Raw genomic sequence first — 21,185 nt, forward strand, 5'->3', positions numbered from 1 at the left:
TCGCGCCAGCCCTACGGCAAAACAGCCGGAACCCGTACCGATCCCTACAACTGCTTGGACTCACGTAAACGGGCAAATCTCTACCTTGCGAACGCCCTGAGGGCGGCGGCGATGCGGAATTCGGCTCGTTAGCGATAAGGGTCGATGTCTGTGTCTGTCTGGCTCATGAGCCAGAGGCGCGACTTGGGCGAGCTGACAGTCAACCTGGGCAGACTAGCGCCCGAGGTCCGAATCGATCCAGAGAAGAGAACACGGGGGCAATGCTGAGCTGGCTCCACACCGAGATGGCCGGCCTTCTGCCGATCAGACGATTTTCGCGATGCCGTGGTGAGCGCATGAAACGCCGAACGGCGGCCCGCTGAACCAGTCGGGCCGCCGTTCGCAGAGTGTGGATCAAAGCGGGCGGATGTTCTCCGCCTGCGGGCCCTTCTGGCCTTGGGTGATGTCGAACTCCACCTTCTGATTCTCGTCGAGGCTGCGGAAGCCGCTCGCCGAGATCGCGGAGAAGTGGGCGAAGACGTCGGCGCCGCCGTCGTCCGGCGTGATGAAGCCGAAGCCCTTGTCGGCGTTGAACCACTTCACGGTACCTGTAGTCATGTCTGCTCCTTCGCAGGCTGTTAGAGACCGCACTGTGCGGACCCTTACGCCGCCGCGTTGATCACCCGCGTCGAAACGACACGAAAAACGAAAAGCGCCTGGATGGGTTTCAGATGCCCCATCAGGCGCCGGAAGACGTCTACGGAAATCAAAACTGCAACTCGGCTACCGTAGCACATGATCCGTCGTCGATCCCATGGCGGTGAGTGGACCTGGTCACTCGTCTGCTTGCCACACCGCGTGGACGGCGCGTTGACCGGGTTCACGATGGGCTAGTTGCAAGATTGGGAAGTGGCAGCGACACCGAGAATCGGCAGGTCGCGCCTGATGTGGCGTGAATTCTAGACGAGTGATTCCTGGGGTTGCCTGCGGTTTTAGTGGTCGTAGGCGATGAGGCTTCGGGTGACGGGCTGGCCGGTTTTGTGGTTGTGCCAGATCGCGGCGGTCATGGCCAGCAGGCGTTGCGCGACGCGTACGGCGATGCCGGTGAACGTGCGGCCGCCGTGCAGTTCCAGGTCAAGCTGGCCCTTGAGGGTGTCGTTCACGGATTCGATCAACTGGCGGACCGACTTGAGTAGCGCCTGACCAGGCCGGGTCTTCTCGTTCTTACGGTTCGGACGCAGCAGGGTGACAGCCCGCTCGGCCAGGTCTTTCTCGAACCGTTTCGACGCGAAGCCCTTGTCGGTGATCAGCAGCAGGCCAGGCCCGTCGGCGAGCAGGTGCGGTTCACGGTCGAGCATCGCCTCGACAACTTCCCGCTCGCCGATCTTCGCATCGGCCAGGGCCCACAGGATCGGCATGCCGGTCGGGGTGCAGATCAGGTACAGGCGTAGTCCCCAGAAGAATCGGGAGTGGGAGGCGCAGTAGCCGTAGGCGGCCCAGCCGGCGGCGTCGGACCGTTTGACGGTGGGCCTCGACCGGCCGCACTCCACTGGGGTGGAGTCGAGGATCCAGTGGTTGTCGAACCAGAAGTCGGTGTCGCCTGCCAAGGCCCGGATGAAGTGCTTGATCAACGGGAGTGCGGCGTGCATGCGCTTGTTGTAGCCGGGCTGTTTGGGCTGGTAGGGGAACAGATGCCGGAGGTGTTTGCCCATGTGGCGCAGCCACCGACGTTCCGAGTGGTACCCGAGCAGGGCCTGCATGACGGCCATGGTGATCAGCTCCGGGTCGGACAGTTTCGGCGCGATCCCGCCCGCTGGTCCGGGTTTGACCAGTTCGGGTCGGGCCTTCAACTCGTCATCGATCTTCACGTACAGTGCGATGGCAAGGGTGTCCAGATCGGCGTCCACCGGGCCTCCAGGCTCGACGTTGGGTATGCAACGCCGATCATGGATGCCCTTGCCTGTTCCGCAGCCCCGCCCAGGAATCACTCGTCTAGTCGGGCGCCGTCAGGACGAGCGGCCACGATGTCCGTCCACACGGGCTCGATTACTCGGCGTGGGCACCTGCGGAAGCGCTGTCCGGCTCCGAGGCGGGACGGGGGCAGGTGGGCGGATCGGCCGGCTCGCCCAGTGGTCTCGGTGGAGAACCTTGGTGTGGTTCGCGTCGTGCCCGACGCTGGTGGCCGTGCGGGGCGGCTGGCATACCGCGCAATGGCGAGCGCTGAAGGGTCGAGAGACGTCGAATGCAATACCGCCGTACGGTGGCTGGCCTGCGTAAGAGCTATCCGGCCCCGAGGTAGTCAGCCTGACGACATGATGTTGAATCGCACCCCGAATCCCGGACGTCCGCCGTGTTGCCCAGGCCGTGTGCCCACGGATGCACTCACATCGGCACGACCGGGCGCCGGCTCGATCCGGTTGTGGTGACACTGCGTAGCGCGCGGTCGGCGGCATGTGAGTTGAGCCGATCACGAGGTTTGCTAAAGCGCTGCGAGCCACTCGCGGCTTTGGGCGAAGTCGCGATCAGCAAGGTCGATGGACGGGTTCACCCGGTACAGCAAAGCATTTCCCCGATTGTGGGTTTGCGCCCATCGGCGGTCGACGTCGGTGATTCGTCGTCGAGCCAGACGAACGTTCGGCTAGCTGCCCACCGGGCGAGGTACGCCGTTTTCCAGTGATTCTTTTTCAACGTGGCGAGGCCGGCAGCGGCCGGCGCTGGTCGACGGCTCGGTGCCGTCGGGCTCGATGCCAGGTTGGAAAAGGTTCAATGAGATCGTGGACGGGTAGGACGCACGAGCGAGGCGCCCGAGGCGGGGCATCGGGTTCTGGTCGATTTGCTGTCTTACCTCGAGCCTCACCCTCATCGATCACTGGGCCGTACATACACGTCTGCCCTGCAAGATCAGGTTTGAAAAGGCTCAGTCATCGATATCCGCGATGGTCACCGCCCCATCGAGAACGGCCTTGACCTCCGCTTCCAGTTCGAGGTTCCCCTTCGCGCCGAGGTCGTTCATATACGCCTCCGCGGCCGACTTCAGGCCAGTGTCTCCAGCCGTCATAGCGTTCGCAATCACCACTGGCACCGCATTCCGTGTGAGGTCGTAGGACACCATGCCGCCCGCGCCACGCCCGTCTAGGAGAAGTTTGAGCACCACGAAAGCAGTCGCCGGGTCGACCGTAGAGGCTTGTGCCAGGTCCTTACCGATCATGTACCGCTCCGTCGCAATCGCCGGCTCCAGCTCCAATGCCTCCCTCAGCCGTGGCAACCACCATTGGACCGGAAACTTGTCGCCCTTAGCGATCCAGTAGAAGCCCATCAGCTCTTCATGGTCCTCCGGATGATCCTTGACGTGCTGGATGCGCTCGTCCCAGAGGTCTCCGAACCGATCGCGGATCTCATCGTCAACGTGGCTAGCATGGAAGAACGACCGAGCGATAGCGCCGAGTGCGTCGCCACGGATCTTGGCATCGGCCGTCGTGAAGAACGCGTGGACAACCGGATCGCTGGCCGTCTTATGGCCGTATATCAGTGCATCGACGGCCCATTCGCCAACTCGCTGGACAGGATTGGACTCACTAGGCCATCCACGGACGATCGCATCGCCGATGTCAATCGCAGCAATCATCGGACCGCTTAGTAGGTCGTACAAATCGCGGTGGTAGTAGTGCGTGGCAAGAGCCGTGGTCAAGACAATCTGCTGCTGAACGGATAGGCCATGTTCAGAGCCGGAGAACTCTTCGAGGTGGCCCTTCAGCCATTCCGGCGAGTCGGCCAGGAAGCGGCCCGTGCTCTCGCCGAGCACTGCACGGCCAGCACCGTGTCGGTCATCTCGCGCGAGCTCTCGTTCGATCGCCGCCATCGCGCCCGGCTTCCAGGGCGCTTGCTTGGACCGGGTGGCCAGGTAGATCAACGCCCGCAGTCGGTTAGGCCACTGCCAGTTGAGCGACATGGTGAGTGGGTCCCAGCTGTTCTCCCCCACCTCATACGCGTCGTACTCCGCCCAAGCTTCGTCGTCCTCGGCGTCATCGATCAGCAATTTCGCAAACTGAGCCACTGAGTGGTCTGGAATCGTCACGCCGTCGCGCTTCTTGACGAGTTCCTCCAGAAGCCCAACCGCAGCGCTCTTCGCCCAACGGAAGTCTTTGTCGTCATCCATCGTTCCGCCCTCGACAGGGAAGGGCGACTCGTCCTCGTGCGCTAGCACGTCGCGAATCAACTCGGCGACCTGTGACCAATCGAGTTCAATGTCCGCCTTGAGGGCTGCCTCCCATCCGTGAAGGATGGCGCGCAGGTAGGTCGGCCGGAGCTGCTCGATGAGATCCGTGACTCCGGCTATGGCGTGCGGGTTCGTGGTCAAGAGCCCGGCGAGCTCTCGTCCTTGACCTTCATGAGAGGGCTCAGGTCCCCAGCCGTCCCCCGTGTCCTGCCAGCTCGCAAGGTGAGCGACAAGCTCGGTAGGGCTCATTGCCGCCATCTCATCTTGGGTGCTGTACGGGTTTGGCCCAGTCCAGCTGGTGACCATGCCCGAGGGAGTGAGCGCTCCCTCGACCGTGCCGTTGCGCGCATCCAACTCGGCCAACTCGGTGCGCAGCTGGGGCGGCAGAGCATCAGCGCCAATCGCAGACAGCCAATGATGCTTGTAGCGGTCAGCGCGCTCCTGAATCTGAACCTCGGCCTCTTTCTCGGGCGTGTCCGGATCGACGAGGCGTTCACGCATCCACTTCAGATCTTCTGCGTGTGCGTAGTCGATGAACCTGTTGATGACGTTCAGAGCGCTCGAATCGACCGTCGCAACCGCCTGTGCAAGCTCGGCGTACTCGACCCGCAGGTGGTCGTCGTCGGACGCCTCGTCGCCGAGGAGCCGTTCGGCGACGCCAAGCAGGTATCGTGCGTCGGCGCCTGCGTCGGCACGTTGGCGGATCGCCTCGGCAACAGCGAACATCGCTATCTTGCGGAGCAGTTGCACGCCCGAGCGGAGGAGCACCTTTACAGTCGCCTCCGGGTCCTCCAGCACGGCCGGTATCGCCAGATCTCTGACCGCATCGACCAGGGCGTGCTCGGGACGTGGGTAGGAATTGTCGCCTGCCCTAATTGACGGGCGAATCATGCCGCTGAAGTCGTGCTCGTCCCCGGCGTGGCCGGAGAACTTCTCAAAGTTGGCGAGCCAGCCGGCAACTGCCTTGAGTGCGTCCGCACCGAGCGCTGGCACCAGGCGTGGCAACTCCTCCTGGTACCAGTAGTCGTCCAGTGCAAGAACTGCTTCCGCCTGAAGGGGTCGTCAGAGACAGAGGGTTTCGGTGCGAAAAGGTTGTTCGCCAACCAACGACCCGTCTTAATCTCACCGCCTTCAAGAAGCGTGATCGCAAACGACACAAGCTCCCTCGGATCCGTTCGCCACCCGAATCCTCCGGGCGTCGTCGTCCACGCTTGAAGGAGCGGCTTGAGGCGGGCTCCCTCCGCAGCGGGAATCTTCGATCCGATCTCAAAGGCCGCGCGCCGCACCCACGCATTGTTGCTGTTGGCGAGGGAGAGCAAAACATCGACCACGTCGGTCGACGCCTCTGACGCAACCCGAGTCAGGTATGAGATCTCAGGCCAGTAGACGTCGCGGATGTATCCGTCGTCGGTGTTCTCTGGCTCAGGCGGGTTGGTGAACGCACCAGCCTCGAACAACGGCCGGACCCACCGAGGATTTTTGAGACCTTCGTAGAACACCCTGCGCAGTTGGAACGTCGGTATCTTCAGGAGCACCGCTTGAACGTCGGCTTTGCTCGGCGTCTTGTAACTACTCATTGCCGACCTCCTCCAGGGAGTTGATCTCGGCTAGCAGGTCATCTATCGAATGGCGAAGCGCGAAGAAAGCGGTAATGACTGCGTCGAAGAGCTCATCGAAAACTGCCACGTGCGTACGCATAAGGTTTTCGCTCGGCAACTTCGACAACTCGGGTTCGTCATCCTGAAGGTGAGCCCATCTTACGAAGAAGTCGCGGGACTCCACCCAGCGCTTGACTACGAGGTGCTCACTGTTGCCGTCGTCCGTGAGTAAAGAGGCGACGTCGTCCCGACTGCGCCGCTTCTCTTGCACTGCCGTCTTGAGCAGCTTGTCGAAGACCTCTGCAACGGCGCGTGGAACGGGGATGGACTCGCCGTCGGCATCAAGAGCCAAGCCCGGAAACCTCGCCAGCAAGTCCGGTAGCTCCTGGACCTGCTTTCCGCTCGACGGTTTGATTCGGGGGCTCGCCGTGGTCCCCATCGCGCCCAGCACCCGGTTCATAACTTCACGCATCGAATGACAGATGTGCGAGATTCGCGTTCGCTCGTCGCCGACCTCGGCTGGCCTCGAGAGCAGGAGCAAGGCCGCCCGATACATTCTGGCGATGTCAGAGCGTCTCTCCGCTAGCGCGGTGTAGATTCGCTGCTGCCGCTCATCCATAAATGCGACATCGGGAACCACTGGAGCGTCACTCCCTTGCGAGATACGAGGTCTGAAGGTGGGCGTGACCATTCGAATATCGGCGCGCGAATGGGTCATTCGGCATCACCCGTACTCAGCCCGAAAAATCGCTCGAAGAACACACCGCGGCGAGTGAGCACACGTTGCTTCTGCTCGCTGTGGCCACCGGCTGCGGAAAAGCACGATACGGGCGGGAGGATCTCGGTTCCGGCGGTGGGACGGCGCCGTTGCGGAATGCGTGGTCGACGAAGGTCCTGGTCGCTTCGGGGTTGGGAGTTCTCATCGACGATGATGGCGTCGAGCTCGGCAGGGCGCTGGGCGTCGACGAAGGCGCGCCGCTCCTCGTCGATCTCGTCAGACGCGGAGACGCGGTCAACGAAGTCCAAGATTACGTCCTTCTTGTTGCGCAACGTCGGACTGGAGTCGGCTGCGGAGTTGGAGCGCGACGCGCAGGAACTTTGCACCGGCTTAGCGGGGAGCCCTTTCGCAGAGGAGCGCCCCGCCACGAGCCAACGGGCCAGCTACATCCCGCTCGTTGGGCGGCTCGGGGCAGATGAGTTTGATATTGGCCGCGTGGAGAGCTCTAACAACGCGGTCCGCCAGCGCACGACGTTCGGCTTCCTCGTCGTGTCCGTCCAAGCTCAGCGACAGCCAGAGCCTGTTGTCACTTCCCACGATCAACCTTGGAAACGACGATACTTCGTCCGTCGAGACTCCCTCTGCGGTCAGCACCTTCTTGGCGTCGGCACCCAGATCGACTGCGTTGCGGTGGGCGACTGCGCGGGCAGCCGCATACACGGCATCCGCGAGTCGAGCGACAGCGCCGGCAACCGCATTTACCGAGATGGTGTACGGGCCAAGAGAGATAGTCTCGATGGCGGGGTCGTATGCGAAACCCCAGAACTCGCTGGCGACCTCACGGGCTGGAGCGCCGCCGGCGACGCGCCGCTTCTGCGGGCCATGGCCAGCCCCGAGCGCCCACGCCTCGAAGTGCATCAGAGCGTTTCGCACCTCGGTCAACCCCGGCAGGGCTTGCTCGTACTCTTGCTTTGCCTGCCTGAGAGCGTTCAGAGCCTGATCGAGCCCGAGCTCCTGCAACCGGCCATCTACGAGCGGGACTGCGGCAAGAAGCTGCCGGAGAGCAAGGATGAGCTGGCGAGCGTCGATCTGACGCGAGCTGAACCACGAGATGCGGTGGTCGTCAGAATCGTGCATGCGCAACAGAGCAAGCGCTGCAGCACGCTCCCACCACTGGATCTCCGAGACCGCGATGGCCTCTGGATGGTCTGCGGGCGACCAGTCGACAACCGGATTCGTCACGGTCGGATTATCCTCGTATCCACCTTCAACATGCCACCCGATAAAGTGGCATGGAAAGCCAGCCAGGCTGGCGCACTCACATCGGCAAATGAGGATGGGTTCGCACCGGCGGCGGTGTTGGCCGGCATAGGGTAAGCCAAGTCCGCTGCGGTGACTCACCGTGTTGAAGGCAGTTCCGATCGTCTTCGCGGTGGGCCAGTTATAGCCGTCCTGGTGGCACCGGCGGTCGAACAGTCGCCCGGGCCCACTGAGGCCAACTCAGGCCGTCAGAGCCACACGCCGGTTCAAACTCCGATTCCCAGCGCGAACGGCCCTTCGGCCTGGAGTGACTCAGCCCAGAAGGCCCCCGCCACCCGGCTCGACGACGTGCCCCGGCCGCCGCCGCGACACGTGTCGACCGACCCGCAGCACGTTCGGGGTCTCGGAGTACAACGCCGCGTTGATCGCACCCATCGCTACCCCGGGAGCCCGCCGAACGCGGTCGAGGTCCTCCGCCACCCGGGCGATCAGCGCCAATCGGCAGCGCATGTCGAACAGCTCCCGCCGCGAGCATTTCAACGCCGTCTCCAAGCCCTTCACCCGTTCGCGCAGCCACTCCAGCTCGGTCGCCTGCTCCACCTTTGCCCCTCCTATCGAGTTGAGGTGGCGACCGCCCGCCGGCTCGGGTCCTCCACCGGACGGCCGCCATGGGATTACTCTGGGCCACTCGAAAGGACTGCGCAAGCAGGTAGGCCTAATTCGGCACTGCCGGATCGGCCTACGGTCGCGGTGTGGGTGAGGTCCCGGGGCCGCTGGTCGGCCCCCACGAGCTCCAAGAGCTGCTCGGCGTGAGCCGAACCCGCATGCGCCAGCTCGTGCGCTACCCGACCTTCCCGGAGCCGTTCCAACGCCTGCATGGGACCACGGTTTGGCTGCGCGCCGACGTTGAGGCGTGGATTGCCGCGCACCGCCCACCTCGGGTCACCGACGGCGACGACGCCGAATAGCTCGCCTGGACCGGCAGGGCAACCACTCGGAGGCTCTCCGTCGCTCGCCGGGCTCCACCGGCCGAAGGCGCGGGAGGCTGCGCACCTCGAACGCGGGACGGACGTTCGAGGGAGCCCGGCCTGGCTCTATGCCCACCCCTTCGGGACCTGCCGCGGGCCGGGCGGCGCCTGCATGTTCCGGTCCGGCCGTGCGGGTCAACGGTCGTCGCCGAACAGGTAGTGCAGGTACCGCTGCGGGTCGGCCAGGAACGAGCGGGTCAACACCACCGGCTGCGCCTCGTCGTAGCTGACCTCGCTGATGGTGCCGGTGACGTCGATCTGCAGGATCCGCGCGTGCGGTACGGCCAGCAGGATCGGTGAATGGGTGGCCACGACGAACTGCGAACCGGTCTCAGCGAGGTCGCGGATCCGGGTGAGCATCGCCAGGCAGCCGTGCACCGACAGCGCCGCCTCCGGCTCGTCGAGCAGGTACAGCCCACGCGACCCGAACCGGTGGGTAGCCAGGTCGAGGAACGACTCGCCGTGGGAACGCTCGTGCAGGCTGCGGCCGCCATAGCTATTGCCGACACCGAGGCGGTCGATCTCAGTGGCCACGTTGTAGAACGACTCGGCGCGCAGGAAGAACCCGGTGCGCGGCTTACCGATCCCGCGAACCAGTCGCAGGTACTCACCGAGGGGCGACTCTGTGGCGCGGGTGCTGAACCGGAAGTTGGCTGATCCGCCCTCGGGGTTGAACCCGGACGCCACCGCGATCGCCTCGATCAACGTCGACTTGCCGGTGCCGTTGTCGCCGACCAGAAACGTCACCGCCGGATCCAGTTCCAGCCGGCCCGCCGCCCGTAGCCCTTCGACGACGGGCAGCGTGAATGGATAGCCCGACAGGTCCGCGTCGGCCTCGGCCAGCTCCACCCACCGCAGGAAACCGCCGCCGCCTCGACGTCGGGCCGACGCATTGGGACCGGTCACCACCACGCGACCCCCTGCTCCGCCGCCATGTCCTCCAGCGCCTCAACGGTAGTTGGCGGGCAGCCCGCCTCGCCGCCTCGGCGGCTGACGCGGTCGCCCCACCGCCGTCGAAGGCGCGGCAAGCAGTGCCGAGCCACCGCGTCCCTTCCGCTGTGAGGCCCGGCGCATCAGCTCCCGCCAACGGTCACTGTCGGTAGTTGCAAAAATTTCGCGTGCTGTCCGCCCACCTGGAGGTCCTGGTGTCCGCTGGCAGACGGCGGGGCGTACCACCTTCTGGTGTTGGGCCATCGTCGTGGTCCCCGTCTCGTCCCAGGGCAGCATTGCCTGGGCGAGCTGCTTGACCTGCCGGGCGGTCACGTCCAGCCCGCGGCCCCCACAACGTCACTACAGTGCGCGTCTGTCAGACAACAAGATCGGCTGTGAGTGCGGTCGGCTCTCACAACGTTCGCGCCCGCGACCCGCCTGTCAAGGGTGTTGATCTCTCACAGTGCAGGCCAAGGCCGTTCTCGGGCCGCGGTGCGGCCGGGGAGCGCTGTGAGAGACCGCCGCTACCTTCTTCGGCAACACCCTCACCCACATATCGCTCCACCCGGTTCGGTCCCACCTCAGGGATCCCTCGCCGCACCTACCCGGTGCGCCACGCCCACCCGCTCCGGCCGGTCGGCACGCGCACCGCGCGGCGACCCCTCCAGGTCGCACCAACCAACCCGCACCACCTGACCCCAGGTTCCTCGACCCGACCCACGCACCCGATGGGCCGGTCGCCTCTGCGCGCCCCCCGGGCGCCCCGCACCAAGGAGGACCCTTCATGACCCCAACCGTCAACGGCACCCCGCTGACCCGCCACGGCAGCCGCGTGTCCACCCTCCCCACCAGGCCGGCCCCCGTCCGGGCGGCCACCACCCACACGGCCAAGCCAGCCCCCGCCCCCGCGACGAGGCGCCCCGTCCCGCGGCCGAACGTCACGCCGGCCCCGACCATCCACACGATGATCGTGTGCCTGCCCGACGACCTACCCGGTGAGGCGCTCACCGCCCACCAGCTCGACAAGCACTTCGGCGTCACCGGCACCCTCACCGCCCACTTCTGGGCCGTACCCGGGCTGCGGCTGTGGCAGCGCCACGACATTATCGGCCTGCGCAGGGGCCAACCCGCGCCCTGCGCCGGCGGACCCGTCCGACTGCTCGACCTGCCTGGCATGCGCCATGCCGCCGCCGTCGGCGCCGGCATCCGCCACCAGATCTGGCAGCACGCCGTTCACGGCACCCGACCCGCCACCGGATGGCCCGCCTTCGAGGCACGGCACCTCGCCAACCCCGACCGGTACCCCTACGACGCCGCCACCGCGGACTTCCATGCCCAACCCCGCGTCAACGCGATGCGCCTGCACGCCGCCACCAACCCCGGCGCCGGGCAACCCGGCATCGGGGAGCTGGAGATGTACCAGGCCGGCCCGCTGGCGTACCAGCACTACAGCGCAGCCACTGCCGTGGTCGGCGACGCGCTGCTGACCGCCGACGGACGCAAGCTCGCCCCCGTCAGCGACGCCCTTGCCGACCGCGTCACCTATCTCGAGCAGGCCCTGCGCTACCTCGACACCCTCGCACCGCAGCAGCGGCTGATCGCCGTCGCCCTGTAGCCCACCACTCGCGGACCCGGCCGGGCCAGCGCACCTCACCCCAACCGGGGACGCCAGGTGCGCTGCCCGCCTGGCCTGCCCTCTTAGCGCGCCCGCCGACAACTGCAGTCCAAACATCAGCAGGGACCACCGCACGACCTGTCACACCGAGGTCGCCCCGCTGCGCCGCGTGCCGTCCATATGGCCGGTTGCCGCACCGCCCGGCGCCCCGGGCTTGGGGCGCCAACACAGCTCGGCCTGCGACAGGCCGCTCTATTCCTCTTCCCGCTCCTTGATCGACACCGCCCACCGCATCGCCGCCGACCTCGACGGCCCATCGAGATCCGACAGCATGCCCGGGGAGCACCCGCGGTTGCGCTTCGACGGCGACACGCTCGTCCTGCTGAAAGAGCACGACACCGGCGACCGGATTCGCCTCGACGTGGTCGACCGCTGCCACCCCGACCGCGCCGGCTACTACAGCATCGGCGCCCACCTGTGGTTCTGGCAGCACAGCGGATCCACCCGCGTCCCGGCTCGCTCCCGGCTGCGTCTGGGCCTGACCGCGCTGACCGGCCGCGCCCGCCAGATCCTCGCCAGCTCCTACGACCTGCAGGCACGGCGATCCGGCACCCCGACCGACGGCGGCGCTCACCGGTAGCCGTACACCAGGCGGCGCCTGCCGCCCGCTGAGACGTCCTGACAACCGCACGACCTGGCCGTTGCCCGGCCACCCGCGCGATCCCGCGCACCCCCGGGCACGGCCGCACGGCCCTGCCCGGGGTTCCCACCCAATGCAGTACCGGAGGGAACCCTCGATGAGGACCGCACAACCGCGCCGGCCCGTCACCGACGCCGACCTGGACCTGCTGTTCCGCCTGCAGGGCGGCGACCGCGACGCGTTCGGTGAGCTGTACCGGCGCACCGCCGACGTCCTGACCCGCTACGTCGCCGCCCGGCTGCGCGACCGCGACAGCGGATGCGCCGACGACCTGGTTCACGACGCCTTCTGCGACGCGCTGGCCGACCCGGGCCTGCTCGAGCCTGACCTGCTCGGGTCCATGCTGCGCCTGTCCGCCCGCGCAGTCACCCGCCACACCTGGGCGCAGCGCCGCTACCTCCGCACCGCCTACACCGTCTACGAAGGCCGCACCCTCAACACCGTCGACACCGTCGACAACGCCCTGGAGACGACGCGGGCGACCGTGCTGGCCCGGCCCGGGTTCAGCCATGCCCTCGCCCGGCTCACCACCCTGCAGCGGCGGGCGATCCAGCTGCGCTACCTCGACGGCTACCGCCGCGACCACACCGCGCAGATGATGGGCCGCAGCGTCGCCGCCGTACGGGACCTGGAGCGCAGGGCGCTACGCCGCCTGCACGCCGCCCACACCGGCTGAGCTCCAATCCTGCCCGCAATACGCCCCGCCGCCGTCTGGCCGTGGGGCCTCACCATGCCCAGCCCGACCAGAGACGCCACCACTGGCGCTCCCGCCGCGACGGACCTCGTCCACCAACGCGCCGCCACCGAATCGCATCGCTTCGCCGTCGATGGCCAGCGGTCATGCGAGCGGCACCGGCACGTCCCGAGATCCGGTCGATGCACTTGATCAAACCCGCCGTCGAAGCGTGGATCAGTGCACGGCCCTCAACCCCGCACCAGGAAGGACATACGTATGACCGACACGTCGCAGGAGACGCGTCCGGCGCACAGCGCGATCAAGGTGCTGGCCGCGCTCGCCGAACTCGGGGAGGCTACCGCCGCGGCGGTAGCCGAGGTGGCCGGTCTCGGCTATTCCACGACCACCCCGAAGTTGCGCGCGTGGGAGGAGTCCGGGCAGGCGGAGCGGTTCCGCACCGACGACGGGCGCACCTTGTGGCGACTGACCGCCGCCGGCCGCGCCGCCACCGCCACGTCCCGCGAATCTGGCGGGCGAACTCCTGCCGACCCGGTCACCCCCGGCCCCACCGTCGAGCGGGAAACCCCCGACGAGCAGAGCCGAGATGGTGACGACCTGTCGGCCGTCGATCTGGGCGATCCGGGGACGTCGATCGACGAGCACACCGAGCGGGTAGGAACCGACCTCGAGCCAGCGACCGTTGAGACCACCACGCCCACTTCCACCGAAGCCGATAGCGCCGGTGAGCCGCCGGTCGGCTCGACGCCGGGCCAGGAAACGGCCAGCTTCGACACCGTCGACGCGACCCGCGTCGAGGCCCGCCCGGCGAAGACCCGACGAGCCGGCGGGTCGCTGCGCGGGGCGATCCTGGACATCCTCGAGGCCCATCCGGACCGGCAGTACAAGACCGGCGAACTGTGCAAGCTCATCGACGCCGCCAACGCAGGCAGCGGCGCGGCCAAGGCCAGCCCTGGCGCGGTCGTCAACGCCGCGACCAAGCTCGTCGCCGCCGGCACCGCCATGCAGACCGTCGAGCGCCCGGCCACCTTCCAGCTCGCCCCCGCCAGCGCCGGCCGATAGCCCGCACCCGTCAGGTAGCCCGAGGGCGGGCGTCAAAGTTTGGACGCCTTCACGCCCGCCCCCGGTGCTCCTTCTACTCAAGGAGCGACACGAGTGTCTCCCATCCTGCACGCGATCGTGACCACCGTCGGCGGGATCCTCGCCGGCCTCGCCCTCGCTGGGGCCCTGCTGTGGCGCCAGCAGCAAGCCCTGGAAGCGGCCCGCTACGACGCCACCCACGACGACGTCACCGGCCTGCCCAACCGGCGTTTCCTGCTCGCCCGCCTGCGCGCCGCCCTGACCGACGGCGCGCCGTGCGGTGTGGTGCTGCTCGACCTCGACCGGTTCAAGACCGTCAACGACACCTTCGGCCACGACACCGGCAACGTCCTCCTCGCCCAGGTGGGGCGGCTGATCGCCGGTCTGGACGCTCCTGTCGAGGTCGCCGCCCGCCTGTCCGGCGACGAGTTCGCGCTCCTCGTCCGTGGCGACCAGGACGACACCGCTGCTGCCGCCCGCGCCGCCTGGCGCGCCATCGGCGCCGCTCCCATCGGTCTCGACACCGGCGAGATCAGCATCCGCGCCTCCGTCGGCTACACCCACACCCACCTGCAGACGAGTCCTCGCCAGCTGCTCGCTGAAGCCGACGAGGCCATGTACCACGCCAAACGCTCGGCCACCGGCGTCTGCGGACACCACCCCCTCACCACACCGCCGGGCCGGCGCAGCCGGGACCGCCACTACCGCTGAACCCCGACCCTCATGCCCTTCAGGGACCCCGCAGCCGCCGGCTGCGGGGTCCCTTCCATGTCCGCCTCTTCGAGGGAGATGACTGTGCTGTCCTTCCCCGCTGTCCACACCCTGGCCGGCTGCCTCCTGGCCGCCGACGCCGACGCCGAAACCCTCGGCTGGGGGGGCCCCGCGACGCTGCTGCTGATCCACGAACGGCGCCTCGACACGGCCGGAACGGCGCCGCTGCGCGCGATGCGCGGCGTGGAGTTCCCGCTGCACCCCGACGACCTGCTCACCGACCCCGCCGGGCTGCCCGTGCTGCTGCACCGCCTCGCGGCCGGCCTCGACCACCCCGAACCGCCGCGGCCCTACCAGGCCACCCTCGACACCATCATCGGCTTGATCCGCCACACCGAACCCGACGCGCGGCTGCTGGCCTGGGCCGCCCTCTACGACGACGTCCTCACCGTCGACCGGGAACCCCGCCAGGTCCGCCGCGTCGACGCCGTCGACACCGACGGCCGCGTCTACCAACTCAGCCACCTGCGCGGCGAGGACCACCCGCTGCTGCTCGTCGACGACATCCCGGACCCCGACGACACGCCCGCCACCCTGCCTGGGCTGGCCGCCCTGCTCGCCGCCACCGCCCGATTCAGCGGCGACAACACCCGCGAGGTCGTTTCATGACCGGCCCACAGGCCGCGCGCGACGCCGACGACGACCCCATCTTCAGCGCCTGCGGTCCCGACGGAACGTCGCTGCGCTGCCGGGTGTGCGGGGCGGTCGACGAGATCGTCCAGGACGAACTTCCCTCCATGGCCGGCTACGGCGAGGACACCTACATCCGCTGCACCCGCTGCGGCTCCGCGGAAACCACCGACCCGATCTTCGGCTGGCACGCCAAACCCGCCCCGTGGCCGCCCGCCGCCGAACAGGAGCAGGCATGACGACCTTCGACATGGCCCTCGCCGGGATCGACGGCAGGACGCCCACATTGCCGGGCAACGGCGACGCCAGGTTTATGACCGCACGTCGATGTGCCGGCAGCACTCCCGCCAACCCGCGTGAAGCCTCCACACGGGCGGTCGATGACGCGTCTGCGACGGGGAGGACGCGATGAGCGGCCGGCACGCCGACACCCGTGGGCCAGCGAAGTCGCCCTGCGGCACCTGCCCCTACCGCCGTGACGTCCCCTCCGGGGTGTGGGACGCCTCCGAGTACGCCAAGCTGCCCGACTACGACACGCCGACCGCCCTGCAGCCACCCGGGCTGTTCCTCTGCCACCAGGCCGACGGGCGGGTCTGCGCCGGCTGGGCCGGCTGCCACGACGGCAACGAACTTCTCGCCCTACGCATGGCCGCCCTGCAGGGAATGAGCCCCGACGAGATCGCCAACACCCGCGACTACACATCTCCGGTGCCGCTGTTCGGGTCCGGGAAGGAGGCCGCCGACCACGGCATGGCCCGCATCCACGATCCGGACCGAAGGCCAGGCGGGCGATCGACCGCCTGGCCCCGCAGATCGCCGCACGCGGACTGGACACCGCGGTGAAGACGCTGCCCGTGCCGCTGGTGCCCGTCGACGGCGATTGCCTCACCTGGGCTCCCGCCACCGCCTCCCGGCTGCGGGATCTCGGCTATTCCGCACGGGTCGTTGACGTGGCCGGCTGGCTGGGCCACCCCGCCGGGGTCATCGCCTTCGTGCACCGCACGGTCTACGTCACCGACTGCGGCGGCGACCCCGCCGATGGGCGGGTGGTCGACGTGACCGCGCGGCAGTTCGATCCGAGCCTGCCCGCCCGCTGGCTCACCAGCTGGTCCGACTACCTCACCGAGCTGGCCGAGGCCACAGGCGTCGACCGCGTCACCGTGTGGCCGGAGCCGCGCACCTGACCGCCGCCGGGCCGCGGAGCTGACGCACACCCGGCCAAACAGGACCACCACACCACCGGGCACTCCCGGGTGAAGGGCCACGCGACCTGTCGGTTGCGTGGCCCTTCGTCATTGCCCTGCCACCCCCGCCGCCGGTTCCAGGCCGGCCCACGTCCCGTCACGCCGAGCCACTTGCGCGCGCCGCGACCGACCCCATCGAAGGAGTAACACGTGAGCACCCGCTGCTACGTCGGCACCAGCAACCCCGCCAATCCGCACCTTGTGCACGCCCGGTTCGTGCTCTTCGACGGCCACCCCGCCGCCGTCGTGCCCACCCTCGCCCGGATCTGGGCCGGCCGCGCCCACCACGACACCCGAGCCCTCACGGCGGCCGTCCTCGCGCACGACTGGGAATACCTCGACGACGCCATCACCGCCGACACCACCTCCCGGTTCGCCGGGCAGCGCCCGGTCCCCGGCGTCGGCATGACCCTCGCCACCACCACCGCAGGCACCGTCGACCCGCCGGAGCCGGTCAGCGTGTTCCCGCTGTGCCAGGCCGCGCACCTCGACGCGGCGTGGATCTACCTCATCGACCCCGCGACCGCGACCGTCACCGTGCACACCGACGACGGCGAGCCCGTTGCCCGGTACCGCCTCGAGACCTGCGCCACCCCACATCCCCACAGCTACATCGAAGCGGGAGCCGCCGACACGGACGAGCCGTCCGGCTCCCAGCGCTGCCCCCTGCCCTCACCGATCGGGGCACCCCGGTGAGCGCCCGCGCCCTAGGCGCCATCGGCGCCGGGGTGGTCGCCCTCCTCGTGCTGTGTGCCGGTGGAATCGGGGCGCTGTTCACCGGCGGCGGCACCGCCTCCGCCGCCTGCTACAGCGCGGTCGGCCCCGACCGGGCGCCGCTGCTGCCCACCCTGAACCTGATGCCGCCGGCCGGCGGATTCCCCGGCGCCGGCTGGGACGGCGAGCAGGTCGCCAACGCCACGACGATCGTCGCCGTCGGCGCCGAACTCGGTGTCCCGCCCCGGGGCTGGGTGATCGCCCTGGCCACCGCCATGCAGGAATCCACGCTGCGGAACCTGCCCGGCGGGGACCGCGACTCCGTCGGGTTGTTCCAGCAACGCCCCTCCCAGGGCTGGGGCAGCCCCGCGCAGCTGCAGGATCCCCGCTACACCGCGGGGAAGTTCTACAGCGCGCTGCTCGGCGTAGACGGCTGGCAGGCCATGCCGCTCACCGACGCCGCCCAAGCGGTGCAGCGCTCCGCCTTCCCCGGCGCCTACGCCAAGTGGGAAGACGACGCCATCGCCCTGGTCCGCGTCCTCGCTGGCGGAACCGCCGCCGGGCCGGTCGCGGGCGATCTGGAGCAGGCGATGAGCAACCCGCTGTGCGTGGTCGACGGCGGCGACGGCCAGTTCGGCGGCGAGCAAGTGGCACTACCACCCGGGTTCAGCTTGCCGCCGGGCACGCCGCCGCCGGTGGTCACCGCGATCGGCTGGGCTCTGGCGCAGCTCGACTCCCCGTACACCTTCGGCGGGGACTGCACCGCACCCCACTCCGGCATCCCCGCCCGGCAGTGCGACTGCTCCTCCCTGATGCAGCAGGCCTACCGCGCTGCCGGCATCCCCATGCCGCGCACCACCGGCGAGCAGATCCACGCCGGAACCCCGGTCACTGACTACGGCGACCTGCGGCCCGGGGACCTTGTGTTCATCCCCGGCAGCCGCGGGAGCGCTAGCCGGCCTGGCCACGTCGGCATGTACCTCGGCCAAGGCCTCCTGATCCAGGCACCGCACACCGGCGACGTCGTCAAGATCAGCCGACTGGCGGCCTGGAGCCGCCAGCTCGCCGCCGTACGCCGCATCGTCGCCTGAACCCCGACCGCGGTCCTCAGGCCGGACAACCCCCTTGTCACCCCCCGGCTCAGATCGGCCGGAGATTCCCGCACAGTTGATGGAGGTTTCACGTGACCTACCAGGCCGGCGAGCGGATCGCGCTCGAGCACACCAACGACCCGCACACGCTGCTGCGTCCCGGCGACGAGGGCACCGTGCGCGGCTACGACCCGGACCAGCGGATCGTCACCGTCGACTGGGACAGCGGGTCCCGGCTGGCGATGGTCCTCGACGCCGGCGACCGCATCCGCCACACCTCCCATGGCGCGGCGGACACCGGCTGGCAGCGAGTGCTCGACGCGCTGCGCACCGTGGGTGCCACTGCCGGGAAGGAAGCAGCGCAGTGGTGGGCGCAGGAAGTCCTCGGCGGCCGGGCCGGCGGAAACGTCGCCGCGACCGCCCGGCGGATCTGTACCGCACTCGATGACGGTGACCCCGAAGTCCTCGACGGGCTTCCCGCCGGCGACCGATACGCGCTCGCCGACGACCGGGCCCGCTACACCGAGGCCGCACCCGAAGGGGCGCCCGCGTGGGAGGACCTGACCGCAGCCCGCTGCGACCGAACCCGGTGGGCATGGTGCGAGGGCTTCGATGCCGCGGTTACCGACGAGGTGGCCCGACAGTGCCGGGTCACCTTGAGCCCGACCGGTGACGACCGCGATCTGAGCCACCTGCACCCGGACGAGGTGCGGCTCGGCGGGCCGGGGGTCTTCGCCGGCGACTGGGCGTGGACACCAAACAGCGACGGTGACATGCGGGTGCCGGTGGGGTTCGTCGGGACCCTGGTCGACACGTGGAACGGGTGGGCGGTGTTCACCTGCACCCGGCAGGTCGCGGAAGCGATCGTCGCCGAGCAGCAGGCCGCCCGCGACCGCTACCGGCAACACCTCGCCGCCCGGGGTGTCACCGGCGTACAGCTGGACCGCCTGGTGGACGAGTCAATGGCCCGGATGCGTTTCGACGGCGACGTCATCGACGTCGACGAGACCCGGGTGCACGGCGACCCGGACGCAGTCGAGCACATCGCCCCCGACCCGAACGGCGAGTACACCGTCATGGGCCGCGCCTGGACCTGGATCGCGGTGCACCCCTACGACTGCCACCGCATCGCCGGCGACATCCCCGACCCGGTCAATCCAGCACCACCTGCCGAATCCTGACCCGCCCCCCATGCCCACGCTCACGACCCTGACCGGAGCACGACCATGCGCGATGACAATGACGACGAGCTCGGCGAGCACGCCCACGAGGAGATCCTGCAAGCCCTGGTGCGGCACCTGCTCACCAGCGACGAACTGGACCAGCTCTGCGACGACGCCGACCTGCCGCAGCTGACCGACGCCGACGGGCAACCGGTACACATCACCTCGGCGCGCACCTACCGCGACGCCGGGGTCCTCACCCTCGACCGGGGGGTGTGGCTGGAACTGTCCGACGGCAGCGTGTTCGGCCTGACCGTGCAGATCTCCCGCCGCCCGACCACCGAAGTCACCCTCCGCCGCCGCTAACACCCTGCGCGCCCGACCCGATTCGACTTGATCGATGCGGGATCCGGTGCGTTCATCGTCGTCGCCGAAACCGGCGGCGACCCCGCTCCACCCCGGCAGCCCTAGCGGGCTGACCGGCACTGGCACGTCACGGGTGCGCTGGCTCCCCTGCTGGGGTTGCCCGGTGCAGCCCGTCTCCGCCGCGCGGACAGATCACCGCCCGCGCATCCGGAGACGGGTGCGCGGGGCCCTACCAGCAGGAGACCCGCATGGACCCTGACACCCCGCACGTCCCCACCAACGGCACCGCCTCCGCTGGTGACCGCCGGCCCGGCTACCTCTACCGGCAGGTCGCCGCCTACCTGGCCAGCCAGCCCAACCAATGGTTGAAGGTCGGCGAGGTCACGACTGCGATCACCGCCCGGTCCTCCGGCGCCGTCTTCGAAGCCTTGAAGAAGATGGCCGCCGCCGGATACGCCACCCACTACACCGGCCCGCACCGCTTCCAGATCACCCAGGCCGGCATCGACGCCGCCGGCACCCTCCCACCACCCGCCCCGCGCACCCCCAGCAGCGGCGGCGGCAGGTCGGGGCGGCGGCAGCCGGTCGCCCGCCCGAACGGCGACCTGTACTTCCCGCGCAAGCTCGCCGGCGCCACCGACGTCGACGTCCTGCAACGGCTGCGAGACAAGCGCATCCCCGTGCTGCTCTACGGCCCACCCGGCACCGGCAAGACCGCCCTCGTCGAAGCCGCCTTTCCCGACCTGCTCACCGTCGCCGGGACCGGCGACACCGTCGTGGAGGACTTCCTCGGCAACTTCATCCCCCTCCCCGACGGCGGCTACGAGTTCGTCTACGGACCCCTCGTGACCGCGATGCGGGAAGGCAGGGCGCTGCTCATCGACGACGCCACCCTCATCCCGCCGAAGGTCCTCGCCGTGCTGTACCCGGCCATGGACGGCCGCCGGGTCATCACCATCCCCGGCTACCGCAACGAACGCGTCGAGGCCGTCGACGGGTTCTACGTCGTCGCCGGCCACAACCCCGGCGTCCACGGGGCGATCTTGACCGAGGCCCTCGCGTCCCGGTTCGACGTGCACATCGAGGTCACCACCGACTGGGACCTCGCCCGCCACCTCGGCGTCCCCGCACCCGCCGTCACCGCGGCCATCGCGCTGAATGCCGACCTGGCCGCGGGGCGGGTGTCGTGGGCGCCGCAGCTACGCGAACTGCTCGGGTTCGCCCGCGTCCGCAAAACCCTCGGCCTACCCGCGGCGATCGCGAACCTCGCCGGCCGCGCCCCCGAGGAGGACCGGCCCGAGGTGATCGCCGCCCTGCAGCAGCAGTTCGGCACCGACATCACCGCGCTGACTCTCGGCAAGCAGCGCTGAGACCACGCAGAGGAGAAG

Annotated in this window: 24 protein-coding genes; 15 read left to right on the top strand and 9 right to left on the bottom strand. The window is 68.7% G+C overall.

Annotation, left to right across the window (positions count from 1 at the left end; translation table 11 throughout):
* Positions 1-393: 393 nt before the first annotated feature.
* From JNW87_RS11965 to JNW87_RS12000, 8 genes are all read right to left on the bottom strand, one after another.
* A complete protein-coding gene (locus JNW87_RS11965) occupies positions 394-597 on the bottom strand; it encodes a cold-shock protein (protein ID WP_238453676.1) in 204 nt (67 codons plus the stop codon).
* A gap of 374 nt (positions 598-971) precedes the next feature.
* Positions 972-1,886, bottom strand: a complete 915-nt coding sequence (locus JNW87_RS11970) for an IS982 family transposase (protein WP_238453704.1) — start codon at positions 1,884-1,886, stop codon at positions 972-974.
* Between the two features lie 1,010 nt (positions 1,887-2,896).
* A complete protein-coding gene (locus JNW87_RS11975) occupies positions 2,897-5,188 on the bottom strand; it encodes a hypothetical protein (protein ID WP_238453677.1) in 2,292 nt (763 codons plus the stop codon).
* A complete protein-coding gene (locus JNW87_RS11980) occupies positions 5,083-5,772 on the bottom strand; it encodes a hypothetical protein (RefSeq protein WP_238453678.1) in 690 nt (229 codons plus the stop codon). Before JNW87_RS11980 ends, JNW87_RS11975 begins: the two co-directional genes overlap by 106 nt.
* Positions 5,765-6,412 (bottom strand): hypothetical protein, encoded by a 648-nt coding sequence (locus JNW87_RS11985; RefSeq protein ID WP_238453679.1) that lies wholly within the window; start codon positions 6,410-6,412, stop codon positions 5,765-5,767. The genes JNW87_RS11980 and JNW87_RS11985 overlap by 8 nt, the downstream gene beginning before the upstream one ends.
* Before the next feature lie 95 nt (positions 6,413-6,507).
* Positions 6,508-6,939 (bottom strand): hypothetical protein, encoded by a 432-nt coding sequence (locus JNW87_RS11990; protein WP_309233943.1) that lies wholly within the window; start codon positions 6,937-6,939, stop codon positions 6,508-6,510.
* Positions 6,902-7,753, bottom strand: coding sequence for a hypothetical protein (locus JNW87_RS11995; RefSeq protein ID WP_238453681.1), 852 nt, complete (start codon positions 7,751-7,753; stop codon positions 6,902-6,904). Before JNW87_RS11995 ends, JNW87_RS11990 begins: the two co-directional genes overlap by 38 nt.
* 330 nt (positions 7,754-8,083) lie before the next feature.
* Positions 8,084-8,371: a hypothetical protein gene (locus tag JNW87_RS12000; RefSeq protein ID WP_238453682.1), complete on the bottom strand. Its 288-nt coding sequence runs from the start codon at positions 8,369-8,371 to the stop codon at positions 8,084-8,086.
* Positions 8,372-8,523: 152 nt separating this feature from the next.
* Here JNW87_RS12000 and JNW87_RS12005 point away from each other — a divergent pair, with 152 nt between their 5' ends.
* Positions 8,524-8,739 carry an AlpA family transcriptional regulator gene (locus JNW87_RS12005; RefSeq protein ID WP_238453683.1) on the top strand — a complete coding sequence of 72 codons (216 nt, stop codon included), beginning with the start codon at positions 8,524-8,526 and terminating at the stop codon, positions 8,737-8,739.
* Between the two features lie 195 nt (positions 8,740-8,934).
* Here the strand turns inward: JNW87_RS12005 and JNW87_RS12010 are convergent, their stop codons facing one another.
* The gene (locus tag JNW87_RS12010; RefSeq protein WP_238453684.1) at positions 8,935-9,705 is read right to left on the bottom strand and encodes an AAA family ATPase; all 771 of its coding nucleotides are present in this window, start codon (positions 9,703-9,705) and stop codon (positions 8,935-8,937) included.
* An 808-nt stretch (positions 9,706-10,513) separates the two neighbouring features.
* Between JNW87_RS12010 and JNW87_RS12015 the strand changes: the two genes are divergently transcribed.
* The 14 genes from JNW87_RS12015 (at position 10,514) to JNW87_RS12080 (ending at position 21,167) form a co-directional block, all read left to right on the top strand.
* On the top strand, positions 10,514-11,344 hold the full coding sequence (locus JNW87_RS12015) for a hypothetical protein (protein WP_238453685.1): 831 nt from the start codon (positions 10,514-10,516) through the stop codon (positions 11,342-11,344).
* A 271-nt stretch (positions 11,345-11,615) separates the two neighbouring features.
* The gene (locus JNW87_RS12020; RefSeq protein ID WP_238453686.1) at positions 11,616-11,984 is read left to right on the top strand and encodes a hypothetical protein; all 369 of its coding nucleotides are present in this window, start codon (positions 11,616-11,618) and stop codon (positions 11,982-11,984) included.
* A gap of 157 nt (positions 11,985-12,141) precedes the next feature.
* Positions 12,142-12,720 carry an RNA polymerase sigma factor gene (locus JNW87_RS12025; protein ID WP_238453687.1) on the top strand — a complete coding sequence of 193 codons (579 nt, stop codon included), beginning with the start codon at positions 12,142-12,144 and terminating at the stop codon, positions 12,718-12,720.
* A gap of 276 nt (positions 12,721-12,996) precedes the next feature.
* Complete coding sequence (locus JNW87_RS12030; protein ID WP_238453688.1) at positions 12,997-13,800, top strand: MarR family transcriptional regulator; 804 nt, start codon at positions 12,997-12,999, stop codon at positions 13,798-13,800.
* A 93-nt stretch (positions 13,801-13,893) separates the two neighbouring features.
* On the top strand, positions 13,894-14,529 hold the full coding sequence (locus JNW87_RS12035) for a GGDEF domain-containing protein (protein WP_238453689.1): 636 nt from the start codon (positions 13,894-13,896) through the stop codon (positions 14,527-14,529).
* 78 nt (positions 14,530-14,607) lie between these two features.
* Complete coding sequence (locus JNW87_RS12040) at positions 14,608-15,198, top strand: hypothetical protein (RefSeq protein WP_238453690.1); 591 nt, start codon at positions 14,608-14,610, stop codon at positions 15,196-15,198.
* Positions 15,195-15,458 (top strand): hypothetical protein, encoded by a 264-nt coding sequence (locus JNW87_RS12045; protein WP_238453691.1) that lies wholly within the window; start codon positions 15,195-15,197, stop codon positions 15,456-15,458. Before JNW87_RS12040 ends, JNW87_RS12045 begins: the two co-directional genes overlap by 4 nt.
* A 169-nt stretch (positions 15,459-15,627) precedes the next feature.
* On the top strand, positions 15,628-16,062 hold the full coding sequence (locus JNW87_RS12050; RefSeq protein ID WP_238453692.1) for a DUF6283 family protein: 435 nt from the start codon (positions 15,628-15,630) through the stop codon (positions 16,060-16,062).
* Positions 16,059-16,403 carry a hypothetical protein gene (locus JNW87_RS12055; protein WP_238453693.1) on the top strand — a complete coding sequence of 115 codons (345 nt, stop codon included), beginning with the start codon at positions 16,059-16,061 and terminating at the stop codon, positions 16,401-16,403. The genes JNW87_RS12050 and JNW87_RS12055 overlap by 4 nt, the downstream gene beginning before the upstream one ends.
* A 210-nt stretch (positions 16,404-16,613) precedes the next feature.
* Entirely contained in the window at positions 16,614-17,159 is a 546-nt protein-coding gene (locus JNW87_RS12060) for a hypothetical protein (protein WP_238453694.1), read from the top strand.
* Positions 17,156-18,268, top strand: coding sequence for a C40 family peptidase (locus JNW87_RS12065; protein WP_238453695.1), 1,113 nt, complete (start codon positions 17,156-17,158; stop codon positions 18,266-18,268). The genes JNW87_RS12060 and JNW87_RS12065 overlap by 4 nt, the downstream gene beginning before the upstream one ends.
* 92 nt (positions 18,269-18,360) lie before the next feature.
* Positions 18,361-19,449, top strand: a complete 1,089-nt coding sequence (locus JNW87_RS12070) for a DUF4314 domain-containing protein (protein WP_238453696.1) — start codon at positions 18,361-18,363, stop codon at positions 19,447-19,449.
* A gap of 45 nt (positions 19,450-19,494) precedes the next feature.
* Entirely contained in the window at positions 19,495-19,797 is a 303-nt protein-coding gene (locus JNW87_RS12075; RefSeq protein WP_238453697.1) for a hypothetical protein, read from the top strand.
* 248 nt (positions 19,798-20,045) lie between these two features.
* Positions 20,046-21,167 carry an AAA family ATPase gene (locus JNW87_RS12080; RefSeq protein ID WP_238453698.1) on the top strand — a complete coding sequence of 374 codons (1,122 nt, stop codon included), beginning with the start codon at positions 20,046-20,048 and terminating at the stop codon, positions 21,165-21,167.
* Positions 21,168-21,185 lie beyond the last annotated feature (18 nt).

Source organism: Micromonospora sp. ATA51 (assembly GCF_016802855.1).
GTDB lineage: Bacteria > Actinomycetota > Actinomycetes > Mycobacteriales > Micromonosporaceae > Micromonospora > Micromonospora sicca.

Coding starts and splice junctions, on each gene's coding strand:
- JNW87_RS11965 (WP_238453676.1), bottom strand. CDS start 597: ATGACTACAGGTACCGTGAAGTGGTTCAACGCCGACAAGGGCTTCGGC.
- JNW87_RS11980 (WP_238453678.1), bottom strand. CDS start 5,772: ATGAGTAGTTACAAGACGCCGAGCAAAGCCGACGTTCAAGCGGTGCTC.
- JNW87_RS11985 (WP_238453679.1), bottom strand. CDS start 6,412: ATGGATGAGCGGCAGCAGCGAATCTACACCGCGCTAGCGGAGAGACGC.
- JNW87_RS12015 (WP_238453685.1), top strand. CDS start 10,514: ATGACCCCAACCGTCAACGGCACCCCGCTGACCCGCCACGGCAGCCGC.
- JNW87_RS12025 (WP_238453687.1), top strand. CDS start 12,142: ATGAGGACCGCACAACCGCGCCGGCCCGTCACCGACGCCGACCTGGAC.
- JNW87_RS12030 (WP_238453688.1), top strand. CDS start 12,997: ATGACCGACACGTCGCAGGAGACGCGTCCGGCGCACAGCGCGATCAAG.
- JNW87_RS12040 (WP_238453690.1), top strand. CDS start 14,608: ATGACTGTGCTGTCCTTCCCCGCTGTCCACACCCTGGCCGGCTGCCTC.
- JNW87_RS12045 (WP_238453691.1), top strand. CDS start 15,195: ATGACCGGCCCACAGGCCGCGCGCGACGCCGACGACGACCCCATCTTC.
- JNW87_RS12050 (WP_238453692.1), top strand. CDS start 15,628: ATGAGCGGCCGGCACGCCGACACCCGTGGGCCAGCGAAGTCGCCCTGC.
- JNW87_RS12075 (WP_238453697.1), top strand. CDS start 19,495: ATGCGCGATGACAATGACGACGAGCTCGGCGAGCACGCCCACGAGGAG.
- JNW87_RS12080 (WP_238453698.1), top strand. CDS start 20,046: ATGGACCCTGACACCCCGCACGTCCCCACCAACGGCACCGCCTCCGCT.